At 63.6% G+C, this 15,257-nt stretch carries 18 protein-coding genes and 1 pseudogene; 15 read left to right on the forward strand and 4 right to left on the reverse strand.

The features are described 5' to 3' along the window. Window positions 1-154 precede the first annotated feature (154 nt). Window positions 155-982: a bifunctional hydroxymethylpyrimidine kinase/phosphomethylpyrimidine kinase gene (gene thiD, locus C3E79_RS01800; protein WP_108403368.1), complete on the reverse strand. Its 828-nt coding sequence runs from the start codon at window positions 980-982 to the stop codon at window positions 155-157. Between the two features lie 184 nt (window positions 983-1,166). Between thiD and C3E79_RS11275 the strand changes: the two genes are divergently transcribed. The 5 genes from C3E79_RS11275 (at window position 1,167) to C3E79_RS01820 (ending at window position 5,259) form a co-directional block, all read left to right on the forward strand. Further along, entirely contained in the window at window positions 1,167-1,322 is a 156-nt protein-coding gene (locus tag C3E79_RS11275; RefSeq protein WP_158268461.1) for a hypothetical protein, read from the forward strand. A gap of 466 nt (window positions 1,323-1,788) precedes the next feature. Then, window positions 1,789-2,157 carry a 50S ribosomal protein L14 gene (gene rplN / locus C3E79_RS01805; RefSeq protein ID WP_108403369.1) on the forward strand — a complete coding sequence of 123 codons (369 nt, stop codon included), beginning with the start codon at window positions 1,789-1,791 and terminating at the stop codon, window positions 2,155-2,157. 3 nt (window positions 2,158-2,160) lie between these two features. Then, window positions 2,161-2,475, forward strand: coding sequence for a 50S ribosomal protein L24 (gene rplX, locus C3E79_RS01810; RefSeq protein ID WP_108403370.1), 315 nt, complete (start codon window positions 2,161-2,163; stop codon window positions 2,473-2,475). A gap of 2 nt (window positions 2,476-2,477) precedes the next feature. Further along, window positions 2,478-3,056: a 50S ribosomal protein L5 gene (gene rplE, locus C3E79_RS01815; protein WP_108403371.1), complete on the forward strand. Its 579-nt coding sequence runs from the start codon at window positions 2,478-2,480 to the stop codon at window positions 3,054-3,056. 715 nt (window positions 3,057-3,771) lie between these two features. After that, window positions 3,772-5,259, forward strand: a complete 1,488-nt coding sequence (locus C3E79_RS01820) for a lipase family protein (RefSeq protein ID WP_108403372.1) — start codon at window positions 3,772-3,774, stop codon at window positions 5,257-5,259. Window positions 5,260-5,283: 24 nt separating this feature from the next. Here the strand turns inward: C3E79_RS01820 and C3E79_RS01825 are convergent, their stop codons facing one another. Beyond that, a complete protein-coding gene (locus C3E79_RS01825; RefSeq protein WP_108403373.1) occupies window positions 5,284-6,075 on the reverse strand; it encodes a siderophore-interacting protein in 792 nt (263 codons plus the stop codon). A 115-nt stretch (window positions 6,076-6,190) separates the two neighbouring features. On the opposite strand from C3E79_RS01825, the gene C3E79_RS01830 reads away from it, so the two are divergent. The 4 genes and pseudogenes from C3E79_RS01830 to C3E79_RS01845 all read left to right on the forward strand — a co-directional run bounded on the left by C3E79_RS01830 (window position 6,191) and on the right by C3E79_RS01845 (window position 10,039). Further along, window positions 6,191-7,150: an ABC transporter substrate-binding protein gene (locus C3E79_RS01830; protein ID WP_108403374.1), complete on the forward strand. Its 960-nt coding sequence runs from the start codon at window positions 6,191-6,193 to the stop codon at window positions 7,148-7,150. Further along, window positions 7,151-8,170 carry a FecCD family ABC transporter permease gene (locus C3E79_RS01835; RefSeq protein WP_108403375.1) on the forward strand — a complete coding sequence of 340 codons (1,020 nt, stop codon included), beginning with the start codon at window positions 7,151-7,153 and terminating at the stop codon, window positions 8,168-8,170. It begins immediately after the preceding gene. A gap of 27 nt (window positions 8,171-8,197) precedes the next feature. Beyond that, window positions 8,198-9,201: pseudogene (locus tag C3E79_RS01840) on the forward strand (FecCD family ABC transporter permease). A gap of 73 nt (window positions 9,202-9,274) precedes the next feature. Then, on the forward strand, window positions 9,275-10,039 hold the full coding sequence (locus C3E79_RS01845) for an ABC transporter ATP-binding protein (protein WP_108404999.1): 765 nt from the start codon (window positions 9,275-9,277) through the stop codon (window positions 10,037-10,039). Here C3E79_RS01845 and C3E79_RS11280 read toward each other — a convergent pair. After that, the gene (locus tag C3E79_RS11280; RefSeq protein WP_158268460.1) at window positions 10,011-10,343 is read right to left on the reverse strand and encodes a ferric iron reductase; all 333 of its coding nucleotides are present in this window, start codon (window positions 10,341-10,343) and stop codon (window positions 10,011-10,013) included. The genes C3E79_RS01845 and C3E79_RS11280 overlap by 29 nt on opposite strands. 262 nt (window positions 10,344-10,605) lie before the next feature. Further along, complete coding sequence (locus C3E79_RS01855; RefSeq protein ID WP_108403377.1) at window positions 10,606-12,087, reverse strand: MFS transporter; 1,482 nt, start codon at window positions 12,085-12,087, stop codon at window positions 10,606-10,608. 453 nt (window positions 12,088-12,540) lie between these two features. Here C3E79_RS01855 and rpsH point away from each other — a divergent pair, with 453 nt between their 5' ends. From rpsH to rplO, 6 genes are read left to right on the forward strand one after another with little or no spacing between them, the layout of a single operon-like run. Then, window positions 12,541-12,939: a 30S ribosomal protein S8 gene (rpsH, locus tag C3E79_RS01860; RefSeq protein ID WP_108403378.1), complete on the forward strand. Its 399-nt coding sequence runs from the start codon at window positions 12,541-12,543 to the stop codon at window positions 12,937-12,939. Window positions 12,940-12,957: 18 nt separating this feature from the next. Next, window positions 12,958-13,494 (forward strand): 50S ribosomal protein L6, encoded by a 537-nt coding sequence (gene rplF / locus C3E79_RS01865; protein WP_108403379.1) that lies wholly within the window; start codon window positions 12,958-12,960, stop codon window positions 13,492-13,494. Between the two features lie 3 nt (window positions 13,495-13,497). Then, window positions 13,498-13,902, forward strand: a complete 405-nt coding sequence (rplR, locus tag C3E79_RS01870; protein ID WP_108403380.1) for a 50S ribosomal protein L18 — start codon at window positions 13,498-13,500, stop codon at window positions 13,900-13,902. Window positions 13,903-13,942: 40 nt separating this feature from the next. Then, complete coding sequence (rpsE, locus tag C3E79_RS01875) at window positions 13,943-14,611, forward strand: 30S ribosomal protein S5 (RefSeq protein ID WP_108403381.1); 669 nt, start codon at window positions 13,943-13,945, stop codon at window positions 14,609-14,611. Window positions 14,612-14,616: 5 nt separating this feature from the next. Continuing rightward, window positions 14,617-14,802, forward strand: coding sequence for a 50S ribosomal protein L30 (rpmD, locus tag C3E79_RS01880; protein ID WP_108403382.1), 186 nt, complete (start codon window positions 14,617-14,619; stop codon window positions 14,800-14,802). Between the two features lie 7 nt (window positions 14,803-14,809). Beyond that, the gene (gene rplO, locus C3E79_RS01885; protein ID WP_108403383.1) at window positions 14,810-15,256 is read left to right on the forward strand and encodes a 50S ribosomal protein L15; all 447 of its coding nucleotides are present in this window, start codon (window positions 14,810-14,812) and stop codon (window positions 15,254-15,256) included. Window position 15,257: the final 1 nt, after the last annotated feature.

Genomic DNA, 15,257 nt, shown 5'->3' on the forward strand with positions numbered 1-15,257 from the left:
GGTTGGGAGAGTTGGTGCGGAGAAAGGCTCTAGAGTTCGCCCCCTGGCCGTGACCCGGCTAACAACCCGGTTGTGCGGGGGATCGAGTGTTCCCGCACGCTCGTTCCCGCTTTTATGCGTGGATGTTGGCCGAGAAGCGGTGGGCGGGGCACTATTAGCCCCAGCCCGCCAGCCGCCTGAGGGCATGGAAGTGGTCGATAGGCCCGTGGCCGCGGCCCACGTGGAGCTCGTCGGCGTGGGAGATCGCCTCGTGGAGCCAGTGGGAGGACCATTCGGCGGCGGCTGCGGCGGAGGTGTCGATACGCATGCGCGTGGCCAGCGCGGAGGACAGCGAGCAGCCCGTGCCGTGGGTGTTTGTGGTCTTCACGCGGGGCAGCGCGATGGTGTGCGCCTCACCGGCGGGGGTGACAAGCGCGTTGGAGGCCTCGGGCCCGGCGAGGTGGCCTCCCTTGACCAGGACCGACACCCCCGCGCTCGCGGCGAGCGCGCGACCTTGATCGAGCGCCTCCTCGAAGGCGGAAGCGAGGGAGGTTTCGCACAGGGCGGCGAGCTCGGGCACGTTGGGCGTGACCACGGTCGCGTGGTCGCGGACGAACTCGCGCAGCGCCTCCTCGGCGTCCTCGTCGAGCAGGCGGTCGCCAGAGGTGGCTACCATCACCGGGTCGACCACGACGACGGGGACGGGGTGGGTGGCTAGGAAGTGGGAGACGGTGGCGGTGGTGGGGGCGTCGCCAAGCATGCCCACCTTGACCGCGTCGACGGCGACGTCGTCGAAGACCGCCTCGAGCTGCGCGCGGAGGAACGCCTGCGGGGGAGTGTGCACCTCCCGCACGCCCTGGGTGTTTTGGGCGACGAGCGCGGTGATCACGGCCATACCAAAGCCTCCGGCGGCCGCGATGGATTTGAGGTCGGCGTGGATGCCGGCCCCGCCTGTGGGATCCGTCCCTGCGATGGAGAGGACGCGGGGTTGCTGGTAGTTCATGGTCTACTTTCTACGCGTTTACTGCCAAATCGGTTGCCGTGCCAAATGTTTACATATACGATCGTCCATGGAAAAGCTGTGTGCTCGCTCGGGATGCGAGGGGAAATTTCCCTTGGGTGCCGGAGTCTAAGCGTGCGGAGATTTTCCACACCCGCTCTCGCTACATCCAGGAGGAATCAAGATTATGAGCATTGGCGGCATCGTCGCTACCGTCCTGTCGATCATCCCGGCCATCATTGGCACGGGTCTGTCTTCCTTCGGGCTCTACACCCTCGCGGTGCGCACCGGCCTGATGGACGCCGTTCCGGCCATCGACCAGTTCGCCCACTCCATCATCTAGTCCCGCTCGACCACCCCTAGTTCGACCCGCATAGGAGGAAACCCACATGATCATGTCCGCGTACGGCCTCTACACCCTGCTCACGATGAACGGCATCATGGCCGCGATCCCGGTCGTCGAGCAGATCGTCAACTCCATCCACTTCTAGGAAATTCTAAGAAGACTGCGCGAGGGATTCGCGCGAACGCGGGCGCCCCGGGCATCGTTCCCGGGGCGCCCGCGTTGTGGTTGCGCGGGGTGGGCGGGAAGCGCCGTGAGCGATTTGGTTTTCGCACCTCGGGCGTGGTTTACTGTCGTAGTTGTCTCGAGCTGGTCGGGGTGTGAGCGCGTTTCCGAGTGAGCGCCCCGAGACCCTTCGACCGCGTTTGGGCGGTTCGTCGATAAGCGAGAGGCGCAGAAAAGACATTGGCCACGTGCGTGCAGGACGGAAATCTGGCGCACATACTACCAGGTCAGGAGACCAACTGTGATTCAGCCTGAATCGCGTCTGAAGGTCGCCGATAACACGGGCGCCAGGGAAATCCTGTGCATCCGCGTGCTCGGCGGCTCTGTCCGACGCTTCGCCGGCATCGGCGACACGATCGTCGCCACCGTGAAGGAAGCCGCCCCGGGCGGCAACGTCAAGGAGGGTGAGGTTGTCAAGGCCGTCATCGTCCGCGCCAAGAAGGAGACCCGTCGCCCGGACGGCTCCTACATTGCGTTCGATGAGAACGCTGCCGTTTTGATCAAGAACGACACCGAGCCCCGCGGCACCCGCATCTTCGGCCCCGTCGCTCGCGAGCTGCGCGACAAGAAGTTCATGAAGATCGTTTCTCTCGCACCGGAGGTGATCTAACCCATGAAGATCAAGAAGGGCGATATGGTCCAGGTCATCTCTGGCAAGGACAAGGGCGCTCAGGGCAAGGTCATCGAGGCCTACCCGAAGCGCTCTAAGGTCCTCGTCGAGGGCGTGAACCGAGTGAAGAAGCACGTCGCGAACTCGTACAACGAGCGCGGCGCCGAGTCCGGCGGAATTGTCACCCAGGAGGCCCCGATCCACGTCTCCAACGTGATGCTCCTTGATTCCGACGGCACCCCGACCCGCGTGGGCTACCGCTTCGACGAGAACGGCAAGAAGGTCCGCGTGGCAAAGTCGAACGGGAAGGACATCTAAGCATGGCTGAGAACTACACCCCGCGCCTCAAGGCGCGTTACAAGGACGACATCCGCGCCAAGCTCAACGACGAGTTCCACTACGACAACGTCATGCAGATCCCCGGCCTGACCAAGATCGTGGTCAACATGGGTGTCGGTGATGCCGCGCGCGACTCCAAGGTCATCAACGGCGCGCTCGAGGACCTCACGGCGATCACCGGCCAGAAGCCGCAGCTGCGCCGCGCCCGCAAGTCCATCGCGAACTTCAAGCTCCGCGAGGGCATGCCGATCGGCGCTAAGGTCACCCTGCGCGGTGACCGCATGTGGGAGTTCCTCGACCGCCTGCTCTCCATCGCGCTTCCTCGTATCCGCGACTTCCGCGGCTTAAGCGATAAGCAGTTCGACGGTGCGGGCAACTACACCTTCGGCCTCAACGAGCAGACCATGTTCTACGAGATCGACATCGATAAGGTCGACCGCGTCCGCGGCATGGACATCACGCTCGTGACCACCGCGACGACCGACGACGAGGGCCGCGCGCTGCTGCGCCACCTCGGCTTCCCGTTCGCGGACAAGGATGGGAAGATGCAGCAGGCCTAGCGTTTGTGCTCCCATCAAGCCGCCTCCCGAGAAGCTTTCGGGCGGCGGCTTTTCGCGTTACGCTTCCCTGTCGAACCGCCGGGGGTTCAACCTTAAGGTGGTGACAGCTTATTTGCCATGACCTTTCACCGGGGAGAGCCACCTATGGTCAGTCGCCACCGCGCAGGCTTACCACTGGCCGCCGTTGCCACAGCCGCCGTGGTCCTGATTGCCGCTGCGGCGGTGCCTTGCGCTTTATCTCAGCGCCAATGAGAGCGTTGGCCCGGTCCAGGCGGTGGTTGCGGGAGGGTAGCGCGGAGGTTTCAACGTCAGCGTGATTGGTGCAGACCCTGGCATCGGGGGTTTAAGCGGCCTTGAACGAATCGGGGACAGCAGGTGGATCGCCATTTCCGATGGCAAGGGGGACCGTGGGCCCGTACGCGCATACATCTTCGTTTCACCCGAGCACGGTACTTTTTCAGTGGCGCCGCAGCGTCATAGTGGTCTCGGACGACAACGTCAACCCGATGCAGCGCATGCTGTTTCACGCTCTTCTCGTGCCGGACGCACCACAGGTTTCGCGGTCTGGGTACCGCTGATTACACAGCGGATGGCCGCACCCGGGCGCCTGGGTGGGGTTGGGCCCGAGAAAATATTTCAAAATGCGAACAGTGTGCCAAAACTAAACGTAATGTGTTCCCATACACACTAGGACGTCTCTAGAGAGGGAGATCACATGCGTCGTTTTACTGGACAAGCCGGGCGTCCGCGGGTGCGCGCTTCTTTCCTCGCTGTCGGCGGGGCTGCGTTGTCGGCGGCGATATCGCTGTGTGCCGTGGCAGCGCCTGTTGCCCACGCTGAGGGGAGTTCGTTGAAGGGATCCTCTGTGGGATCTTCGGTGGTGACTCGACCCGTGGTAGCGCCGGGCGAGGTCGACCCGTTCTACGACACATCTACCGTCACGCCGGTGCGAGAGGGTGAGATCCTGCGCACCCAGCAAGCCTCCTACTCCGGCATCTTCGGTGATGCTGCTCTGGCACTGCCGGACAGCGTGGACAAAATCATGTACACCACGCGTGATGCCTCCGGCGCGTTGACTCCGGTAACCGGGTACGTCCTTGAACCAGCGGTGCCGTGGCGCGGGGAAGGAGAGCGGCCCACCGTTGTGATCGTGCGGGGGACCGTCGGCCAGGGCGACCACTGCGCACCCTCGCGCAACTGGCCGCTGGATGGTCAGCCGGACCCCGTGAACACGGGCAGGTTTGTCAACCTTGAGGGCCTCTACGACATGGTGTTTGCCGATCAGGGGATACGCGTTGTGGTCACGGATCTGGTCGGGATGGGAACTCAGGGCACGCATACCTACATGAATCGCGACGACCAGGCGCACGCGATGCTCGACGCAGCTCGAGCTGCGCGCACCCTGGTAGAAAGCCGGGGCGGCAGGTTCGGCCAGGTGGGTCTCTACGGCCACTCGCAGGGTGGGGGCGCTTCTGCGGCCGCGGCAGAGGCCCAGCCAACCTACGCGCCCGATATTAACCTCGCTGCGGCGTACGCCTCTGCACCGCCGGCGGACCTTGACGAGGTACAGCGCAACATTGATGGTTCCGACCTGGTCGGCGCAATCGGTTTTACCATCAACGGGCTCCTCGCCCGGTACCCGAGTCTTGCGCCCATTATCGAGGCTAACGTCACTCCTGAGGGGAAGGATGTGCTCACCCGGGTCTCTCAGATGTGCACCAACGACATTATGGAAGAATTCGGTTTCCAAAACACCCGGCAGTGGATCACCGGAGAGCGATCCTTGACAGAGCTGACGCGAGCATTTCCTGAGACCAAGGCGGCGATGGATGATCAGGTGATCGGCACTGGACGGCCGCGCGTGCCTGTGATGATCGTCTCCGGTCCTTACGACCGCAACGTTGCATATGGTCAAGCAAAGCACCTCGCGCAGACCTGGTGCGCGAAGGGCGTTGATGTGGTCTATCGCGACGATTTCCTCCCTGAACTGGGAGCGCTCGGCGAGTACAACCATGTCGCTCAGGCTGTATCCGGAGGGTCTTTCGGCATCCCGTTCATTGTCAACGCCTTCTATGGTCGTGGCCCCGCGGCGGGGACAACCTGTACGAATTTCAACGGTAACACAGGGTCGTCCGTAGCCGACTCCAGCTCCGCGCTGAGCTCGATGCCGTTGTCGAGCGGGCTGATGTCCTCTATGCCTTAGTGGGCCGTGGCATCTGGGGTTGTTTTAAGGGCGTGCCTTGCCGCGGAACCAGTACGGCACCCAGACCACGTTTGCGGGGGAGATGCCCCAACCCGTCACCGCAAGCCGGCGAACGGCCTTCGCCAGCTCTCCTTCGCCCGAGACCCAGACGGATCGAGGAGCGCTGTGCACGTCGTAGGCACCGTGGAGCGTGCCCAGTACCACTCGGGTTTCCCCTGTCTCTTCGGCACTGACCACCGTGAGGTTGCGTAGTGAGCGGGACCACTCAGCCACGAACCGGCCTTCAACCTCATCGGTCGAGGTCACCACCGCTACGACATCGGTGCGGCTCAGTGCCTGGGGGGCGTTCGCTCGCTGGTAGGCCAAAATGTGGCGCAGCGCGGGCAGTGCCGAGGCATCGGCGACGAGCAGCTGCGAATCCGTCGGGGGCACCCATAGGGCGGGGCAGGTGAAGATCCCGACAGTATCCCCGGGACGAGCGCGCCGAATCCATCGCGAGCCGGGGCCGGAATCCCCGTGGGTGACAACGTCAACGTCGATTTCCTGTTCAGCGGGCCGGAAGTTGCGGACGGTGTACCAGCGCAGTTCCGGGCGTTTTTCTTCAGGCAGGGCCGAGACCGCCGAGCGGATGTTCACTCCGTCAATCTCGAACGGGGTGAACTCCTGACCTTTCTTGGGCATGATCAATCCAAAGTACTCATCTGGACCGGTGAGGCGGTGCCGGGAGAACGCCGGTGAGCTGAACGTGAGTCGGTGCAGCTTGGGCTTGAGCTGCTGGTTCGCGGTCAAGGTGGCGGGCAAGAGCGTGTGTGACATCGGGCAGTATTTCCTCCGACCTTGGGTAGGTTAGGCTTGCCTAAGACCATAGTGGCCTCTTAGGATGGCTTCAATCTCCCCGCCATTCGACGCATTTCTACAGAAAGGTCTCCACATGACTTCGGTGTCCCACCGAGCTTTTGCTGCGGTTGCGGTCCTGACCGCTTCGGCACTTGCCTTAAGCGCGTGCTCCCGTGGTGAGGGGGCTGACCCCGCGGCCAGGACGGAGCCCTCCATTGCGGCTGCGGAACCGCGAGTCGCCAGCCTCGGTTTAGGGGACGCGGACACGCTTCTTGCACTGGGAGTCACGCCCGTTGCTGTTGCTCCCTGGGGTGCAGAAGGTGACGGCGATGGCTCGGGCGTTGGGCCGTGGTCGAAGGAGCTACTTGGCAGTGCTCAGCCGGAGGTCATCTACAACACCGCAAGCGGTTTCACCGCAGACATCCTCGAGCAGGTTGCCGCGGCGGACCCGACTCAGATCGTCGCAGTAAACCAAGCCGTCGATGACCAGGCACGGGTCTCTCTCGAAGGGATCGCCCCGAGCACTCTGAAACCTGAGGGATACCCAGACTGGCAGATCCCATGGGATAAACAGGTGGAGACGATCGCTGATGCCGTGGACCGAGAACACGAGGGCGAGCAGCTGGTTAAAGACACCCGAGAAGCCTTTGTAAGGTTCAAAGCCGATCACCCGGAGTCGCAGGGAAAACGCGCCGCCATCGTCATGCCGTACGAAGGCAAGATCGGTCTGTACACAGCGTCGGACGGACGCGGACAGTTCATTGAGAACCTCGGTTTTACCATCCCCGAGGAACTACAGGGCGACGGCGCCAGCTTCTTCGTTGACTACGCGCCGGAGAACTATGATCGGCTCAACGGTGTGGATTACCTCTTTGTGCTCGACTACAACGGGGCCATCGACGCGCTGAAGGACGATCCGACCTTCCAGCAACTCGACGTGGTTAAGGAAGGCCGGGTGCGCTACTTAGACACCGACACCGGAAATGCGATGAGCATGCCTAATCCGGTGACCATTCCATGGGCTATCCAGAAATTTGCAGGGCAGCTGGATTAAATGATGCATTCAGCGGGTCGTCAGCGCCGCGCAGCTCGGGGTGCCGCGTTGTCGGCCGGGCTCGTTATCGCGGTTGCGGTATGCGTTGCCGGCTCGCTTTTGCTCGGCTCGCGCACACTAGAACCCTCCGAGGTCGGTACCGCGCTGGTTGGAGGAGGCAGTGCGGAGATCAGCAACATAGTCTGGGGCCTACGCGTCCCCCGTACGTTGCTGGCGCTCGCAGCCGGAGCTTCCCTCGCGGTTGCCGGTGCACTGGCGCAGTCGTGGACCCGCAATCCCCTGGCTGACCCCGGATTCATCGGGGTGACTGCCGGGGCGTCATGTGCTGTGGCGCTTTCCTCGCTGCTCGGTGCGGGCACCGCCCTTGGGCGAGGCGCGGCTTCTTTGGTGGGCGCGGCGGCTGCCTCCGCCCTCGTAGTGGCGGTGTCAACCCAGGCGCGCAGCCCACTGACCCTGGTTCTGGTGGGGGTGGGTGTGGACACAGCGCTGCGCTCGGCGGCCGGACTGATTGGGCTGTTCGACACTGATGTCCTTGACGTGATGCGTCGCTGGACGACGGGATCCACCTTCGGCCGGGATAGATCCGACATCGTGATCGCGGTGGTCGGCCTAGCGCTCGGGCTCGCCCTGGCAGGGTTGGCTTCCCGCCCGCTCGATCTTCTAGCAATGGGGGAGGAGACGTCCCGCGCTCTTGGCAGCTCTCCGCGTACCGCCCAGGCATTGGCTGCGGCCGGGGTGGTCGTCCTTGCTGGCTCTGCTACCGCCGCCGTGGGCCCAGTCGCCTTCGTTGGCTTCGCCGCGCCCCACCTGGTTCGCCGAGTTCTTGGCCCCCAGCTGACTCGAATGGTCGTGCCCACGGCGCTACTCGGTGCCGTTATCGTACTCGCAGCCGACATAATTGGCCGCCTGGTTATGCGGCCTGGGGAGCTGGAGATGTCTATCGTAGTGGCGGTGATCGGCACCCCGGCGCTGATCGCGGCCGTAAACCGCGGCCTGGGGTGGCGAAAGGCGGTGGTGTAAGTGTCCGCAGTGGGTGAAGCTCTGTGCGTGGCACGTCGGCGGCGCCTCTGGCGTACCACCTGGGCGACCGCGCTGCTGGGTGTCGCCGCGGTGCTGGCCTACCTCGTTTTGCTCGGTCAGGGTGCGGTGGCACTCACTCCCCGTCAGGTGATCGAGGTCCTCACCGGTGGGGGACGGCGCGCGAGATCGCTGTGGTGTGGGACCTCCGCCTCCCAGTAGCGCTGGCGACCGTGATCGTAGGGGCCGCGCTCGGAGCGGCGGGGGCCTGGACACAGACAATGGCGCGCAACCCGCTGGCCTCGCCGGATATCCTCGGCGTTACCTCCGGCGCCGCCCTGTTCGTGGTGGCCGGAACGGTCACCACCCGCCCGGAGTTTGCGGAGGGCGTACCCACCTTCTGGTGGCGCGCGGGACTGGCCATGGTGGGATCACTTGGTGTGGTCGCGGTCCTCGCCTTGCTCGGGGGAATTGGCAGCGGAATCAGGATCGTACTTACGGGTTTTGCTCTCTCGCTCATGTTGCAAGCTGGTACCAGCTTCCTCTTGCTCAAAGCGGAGGTGCTACGGGCGGCCGAGGCTCAGACCTGGATCGCAGGTTCGACGGGCTTCGTACGCGCCGACGCCATCGGGCCGCTTCTCCTCGGGCTTGCCCCGTTTGTGGCGGTCGGGGCCTGGTGTGCGCGCGACGTCCCGCTTTTAGCGCACGACGACGATTCAGCCGCCACGCTTGGGGTGAACCTGCGCCGAAGCCGAGCCCTGTTAGTAGTCGCCGCAACCGGGGTTAGCGCTGTGGTGGTCTCGGTGGCGGGGCCGATCGGCTTCGTCGCGCTCATCGCGCCGCACCTGGCCCGCCTCATCGCTCGGGCACCGACACCTGGTCCGCTGATCTCCGCTGCTGCAGGCGCTGCGTTGTTGTCAATCTGCGCGGTTATCGCCGGGTGGCTTCCGGTCGCCGCACCGGTGGGGTCCGTATCTTCCGTCATCGGCGGAGTTGCGCTAGTGGTTTTGGTCTGGCGACGTTACGCCGTTTAGCTCAAGGTTTTAAGGGAAAGGGGTCGTGGTGGACGGAACATCGGCACCGACGGAGGTGCAGCTGTGTGCGGAAATGATCTGCGCAGGCTACGGGGGTGGGCCCGAGATTTTGCACGGGGTCACAGTTCACGCTGAGCCGGGGCAGGTGACCACGCTTGTCGGCCCGAATGGTTGCGGAAAGTCGACTCTACTGAAAACGATGTCTCGGCTTCTTCCCCCGCGCTCCGGGGCGGTCCACGTCGGCGAGGTAGATGTGCACGCTCTTCCGCCCCGTCGAGCGGCGAGGCTTGTCGCGGTATTGCCGCAGCAGCCGACCGCGCCGGAAGGCCTGCTTGTCGGGGAGCTTGTCTCCCGCGGCCGACACCCTCACCAGGGCAGGTTCCGCGGCCCCTCAGCGCGAGACCGTCAGTCCGTGGAGCGCGCCTGCGAGGAGACCGGGATTACTGGCTTGATTGAGCGCGATATTTGCGAGCTATCAGGCGGACAACGACAGCGCGTGTGGCTTGCTATGGCGCTTGCCCAGGACACCCCGGTGCTGCTGCTTGACGAACCCACTACATTCCTTGACCCCGCTCACGCCGTGGCAATGCTCGACCTCGTCCGCCGGCAGGCGCGCGCGGGAAAGACAGTGGTAATGGTGCTGCACGACCTCAACCTGGCAGGGCAGTTTTCTGACACCGTCGTAGTGATGCGGGACGGCCGGGTTATTGCACGCGGCGCCCCGCGGCGGGCACTGACCGAAGCGGTGTTGGCCGAGGCATACAGGTTGAGAGCGGACGTGTGGGAAGACCCCGTCAGTCAGGCTCCGCTTATCGTCCCGCGCGAGCCGCTGGGTTAGCAATCCGCCCGGCGTAGAGTAGGGAGGCGTTTTGGTCTCCGAGGTTGACCATCGCCTCGGGGTTTCGCAACTGCAGTCGGTTGAGGCAGGAGTGGCGGAATGTGTCCGCCAGCAAGGGGAGATCGCGCCCGGAATCGGGGTAATCGATCCAGTAGCTTTCGACGCAGTCGCGCACTGTTGCCCAGAACTCCCCATCCCCTATAACGCCGGCGTCGGAAAGCAGCGCCCCAAGGTGGCGCAGGACTCCGTCGAAGATATCAGTGTGGATCGATAACGCCCGCTGCTCGTCGTCGTAATCACCCATCCAACCTTTTCCGGGTGGGCTACTTTTCAAAGAGCGCTGACAAAATTCGCCGGTGGACCAACTCGACATCGGCTCCAAGTGTTCGGGTATCCGGTAATAAAGAATTCCGGCTGATTCGTACCACCGCGGATCCTCCGCAGGCACGCCGCCCCCTCGGGTATCCCGGGAGACCGCTGCGTCCTCCAAGGACACGGCGGATACAGTAAACTACCTGTTTCTGCATACCATGGGGCCTTTCCTTCCTGATTGGGCCTGATTGGGCCTAATCGGGTAGTGCCGTCCCCGCTGAGCGGGGCACCAGGTAGACGAAAGACAGCGCCACGAGTGCCATAAGAAGCGTTGCTCCGAGGCCGAGCATTCCGGCCTCGCGGACCGCGAGGTTGTCGTCCGGGACTGGAAAAGGCACCATCGTGCTTAAGAAGCTCACACCATTGTGGGAGACAGCGACGTAGATCGAGGCAGGGATGGCCGCGCCGAATGCGGCACCGAGAGAGGACGCCATCTTGTACAACCCCGAGCCAGCGCCGGCCTTTTCGGTGGGAAGCGCGGCGAGCGCCGTATCTGTAGACGGGGTGGCGTAGAAAGCGAGTCCGAGCCCGTAGAGGCAGTAGGAGATCGCGGTTAGTACCACGTATGTTCTGGTCGGCAGAGGTGTGAGCATGAGTAGCGCGATGGAGGCGATCACGATTAGCGTGCCCCAGACCATCGGCTGCCGTGCTCCAAAGCGTTGCAGTAGCCTCTCTCCGAGGCGGATGAACGCGAGGATAAATACGGCATAGCCGATGGTGAGGTATCCGGCCTGGGCGGTGGTCCACCCGGCGCTGTCCTGGATTACCCACATGGATACCGGGATCAGTCCGGCAGTCGCGTTGATAAGCAGGTTAGAAAGGGTTGCTCCGGCGAACACCCGGTTCCTAAATACGCTGAAATCAACCAGGGGCCTCGGTGTGGCGCGCTCGACCCGGATGAACACCGCCAGGGAAATGACGGATGCGCCCAGGAGTAATAGCGTCGGCCAGCTTCTCCAACCTAACGCCGGACCTTGGGTGACTACGAGGAGTAACCCGAGCACGAACACCGCCAGGGAGGCAATTCCCGGGTAGTCGATGGCGGTGCGGACGCTGCGCTCCGGGGCATCTTCGGGGACTTGGCGCAATAGCAACATCGCCGCAATTGAGACCCCGGCGGAAACCAGGAAAATGGAACGCCACCCTAGGGGCGAGGCGGCCATGAACCCACCGAAGAGTGAGGCCAGGCCGGAACCTCCCCAGGTGCCCATGGAAAAAATTGATACAGCACGCTGGCGGTTCTCGCCCTGCCAGTAGGTTTTGATCAGAGCGAGTGTGGCGGGCATGACACAGGCGGACGATAGTCCCTGGATGCTTCGGCCGGCCAGCAGCATCGCGATCCCCACGGGGCCCGGGAAGGCAATCCCAACCATGAGTGAACCCACGATGTTGAGTACGTTGCCGGCCATTGCGAAGCGAACGCGGCCGAATCTGTCCGCCAGTCCCCCAGCCGCGACTATAAACATGCCGGCGCACAGCGCCGTTAGTGAAATCGCTGCGTTCATCAACGGAGGCGGGGCGCCAATGTCCTGGCCGATGGCAGGACCGATGTTCAACGTCGTCTGAGCAAACAGCCAAAAAGAAATAACTGACAGTACGATCCCTAAAAGCGCGGAGTCGTTCCCATGGAAAGCCTCGGTTCGGTCGGAGGCTGCGGGTGTGTGCCGGACCTTCACGTGTGCTTCGTCCGGCCCAACGCCCGGTAAAACGGCTCGGGCGATTTTTCGGGGTGAACGTTTAACGCGATAGTCATACGTAAAGAGTGTACTGTGCGGTGCAGGCAACTACGTGGAACGGTGTAGGAATGAGGCGCCGATAGGCCGAACAAAATGCGATTTGCCTGCCGCGATAAGAGGGCTGTAAGGTAAGCCCCTGGACTTTCGGGCCGTGTTGCTGCGTGCCCGCGTGGGTCCATCCAAGTTCATCGTACATCCAACTTTGTTGCAGGCCCCCCGCCGAAATGCGGACCGGGTGCAGGGGAGGCGGCGAGCGCCCCGCGTTACTGAGCGCGGGGAGCGTCAAGTGGCCCCCGACAGACCACACGGATAACGCGACCTTTCCGCGGTACCCCCGCGGGGTCAGGTGGGTTTTCAAGGGAACCGCAACGAGAAAGGTAAACGGTCACTCTTATGACCATGACTGATCCAATCGCAGACATGCTGTCTCGCGTGCGCAACGCCAGTAGCGCTCATCACGAGACCGTGTCTATGCCCTCCTCGAAGTTGAAGGTCAACATCGCGGAGATCCTCAAGCAGGAGGGCTACATCGCTAACTACACCGTTGAGGACGCGAAGGTGGGCAAGACGCTAACCCTCGACCTCAAGTACGGTCCGACCCGCGAGGCGTCCATCGCCGGCCTGCGTCGCGTGTCCAAGCCCGGTCTGCGCGTGTACGCAAAGTCGAACGACCTGCCGCAGGTTCTCGGCGGCCTTGGCGTGGCAATCATCTCCACGTCTCAGGGCCTCCTGACCGACCGTCAGGCCCAGGAGAAAGGCGTAGGCGGAGAAGTTCTCGCCTACGTCTGGTAAAGGGAGGTTGAAAAGACTATGTCACGCGTAGGTAAAGCGCCCATCAGCATTCCGAACGGCGTGGAGACGAAGATCGACGGCCAAAACGTTGAGGTCAAGGGGCCGAAGGGTACCCTCTCGATGACCCTTCCCGAGCCGATCACCGCCTCCATCCAGGACGGCGAGATCGTCGTCGCCCGCCCGAACGACCACCGCACGAGCCGCGCTCTGCACGGCCTGTCCCGCTCCTTGGTCAACAACCTCGTTGTTGGCGTGACCGAGGGCTACAAGGTCAACATGGAGATCTTCGGCGTCGGCTACCGCGTCCAGGCCAAGGGCAAGGACCTCGAGTTCTCTCTCGGCTACTCGCACCCGATCCTCATCAAGGCCCCCGAAGGCATTACCTTTGCCGTCGACGGCAACACGAAGTTCTCCATCGAGGGCATCGACAAGCAACAGGTTGGCCAGATCGCCGCGAACATCCGCCGACTGCGCAAGGACGATCCTTACAAGGGTAAGGGCATCCGTTACGCAGGTGAGCAGATTCGCCGCAAGGTCGGAAAGACGGGTAAGTAAACCATGAGTAACACCGCAGAGAACACGAAGCGCACCCCGGTGGGCAAGGATATCTCCACCCGCCGCCGCGAGGCTCGCGCACGCCGCCACTACCGCATCCGTAAGACCCTGCGTGGCACGCCTGAGACCCCGCGTCTCGTCGTGCACCGTTCTTCCCGCCACATGCACGTCCAGGTCATCGACGACCTCGCCGGCCACACGCTTGTCTCCGCATCCACCATGGAAGCCGACATCCGTGCCGCCGAGGGCGACAAGAAGGACAAGGCCGCCAAGGTCGGCGCTCTCATCGCCGAGCGCGCCAAGGCAGCCGGCATCGAGGCCGTCGTCTTCGACCGCGCCGGCTACAAGTACCACGGCCGCGTCGCGGCCCTGGCGGACGCAGCTCGTGAAGGTGGTCTGAAGTTCTAATGACTGCCGCAATCATCACCATCAACGGAAGGAACGCGTAATGGCCGAACGTGAACGGCGTGACGGCGGACGCTCCGCCGACAACCAGAACAACAGCAACGACGACCGCAGGGGCCGCGGTGACCGCGGCGGCCGCGGTGAGCGTGGGGGCCGTGGCCGCGACCGCGACGACCGCCGCAACCACAACGACGAGCGCGATAAGTACATCGAGCGGGTCGTCACCATCAACCGTGTTGCCAAGACCGTCAAGGGCGGTCGCAACATGTCCTTCACCGCTCTCGTGGTGGTTGGCGACGGCCAGGGTATGGTCGGCGTCGGCTACGGCAAGGCAAAGGAAGTCCCGGCCGCGATCCAAAAGGGCGCCGAAGAGGCTCGCAAGAACTTCTTCCGCGTCCCCATGATCGGCGGCACCATCCCCCACCCGGTGCAGGGAGAGGCCGCGGCGGGCGTCGTCATGCTGCGCCCGGCCGCACCCGGTACCGGTGTGATCGCCGGTGGCGCGGTGCGCCCGGTCCTCGAGTGCGCTGGCGTGCAGGACATCCTGTCGAAGTCGCTCGGTTCCGACAACGCGCTCAACGTCGTCCAGGCGACTGTCGCAGGCCTCAAGCAGCTCGTGCGCCCCGAAGAGGTCGCCGCGAAGCGTGGCAAGAGCGTCGAAGACATCGCCCCGGCTCGTATGCTGCGCGCACGCGCAGGACAGGAGGCCTAGAAACAATGGCTCTGAAGATTACGCTGCACCACGGCAAGGTCGGTGAAAAGCCGGTAACCCGCGCGAACCTCGAGGCCCTCGGCCTCCGCAAGATCGGCCAGTCCGTGGTCAAGCAGGATAACGCCGCTACGCGCGGCCAAATCCTCAAGGTGCGTCACCTCGTCACCGTCGAAGAAATTGCAGGGGAGTAGATAAGACATGGCTGACATCATTAAGCTCCATGATCTGCGCCCGGCAAAGGGCGCGAATAAGGCCAAGACCCGCGTCGGCCGCGGTGAGGCTTCCAAGGGCAAGACCGCTGGCCGCGGCACCAAGGGCACCGGCGCTCGCAAGCAGGTTTCGGCCGCTTTCGAAGGTGGCCAGATGCCGCTGCACATGCGCCTGCCGAAGCTCAAGGGCTTCAAGAACCCGAACAAGGTCGTTTTCCAGGTGGTCAACGTCTCCGATCTGGAAAAGGCGTTCCCGCAGGGTGGCACCGTCGCCATCGACGACATCGTCGCCGCTGGCCTGGTGCGCAAGAACCAGCCTGTGAAGGTTCTTGGCAACGGTGACCTGGGCGTCAAGCTCGACGTCACCGCCACGAAGTTCTCCAAGTCTGCCGTCGAGAAGATCGAGGCAGCCGGTGGCTCCGTCACCGAGGCGTAGA

The organism is Corynebacterium liangguodongii (genome assembly GCF_003070865.1).
GTDB lineage: Bacteria > Actinomycetota > Actinomycetes > Mycobacteriales > Mycobacteriaceae > Corynebacterium > Corynebacterium liangguodongii.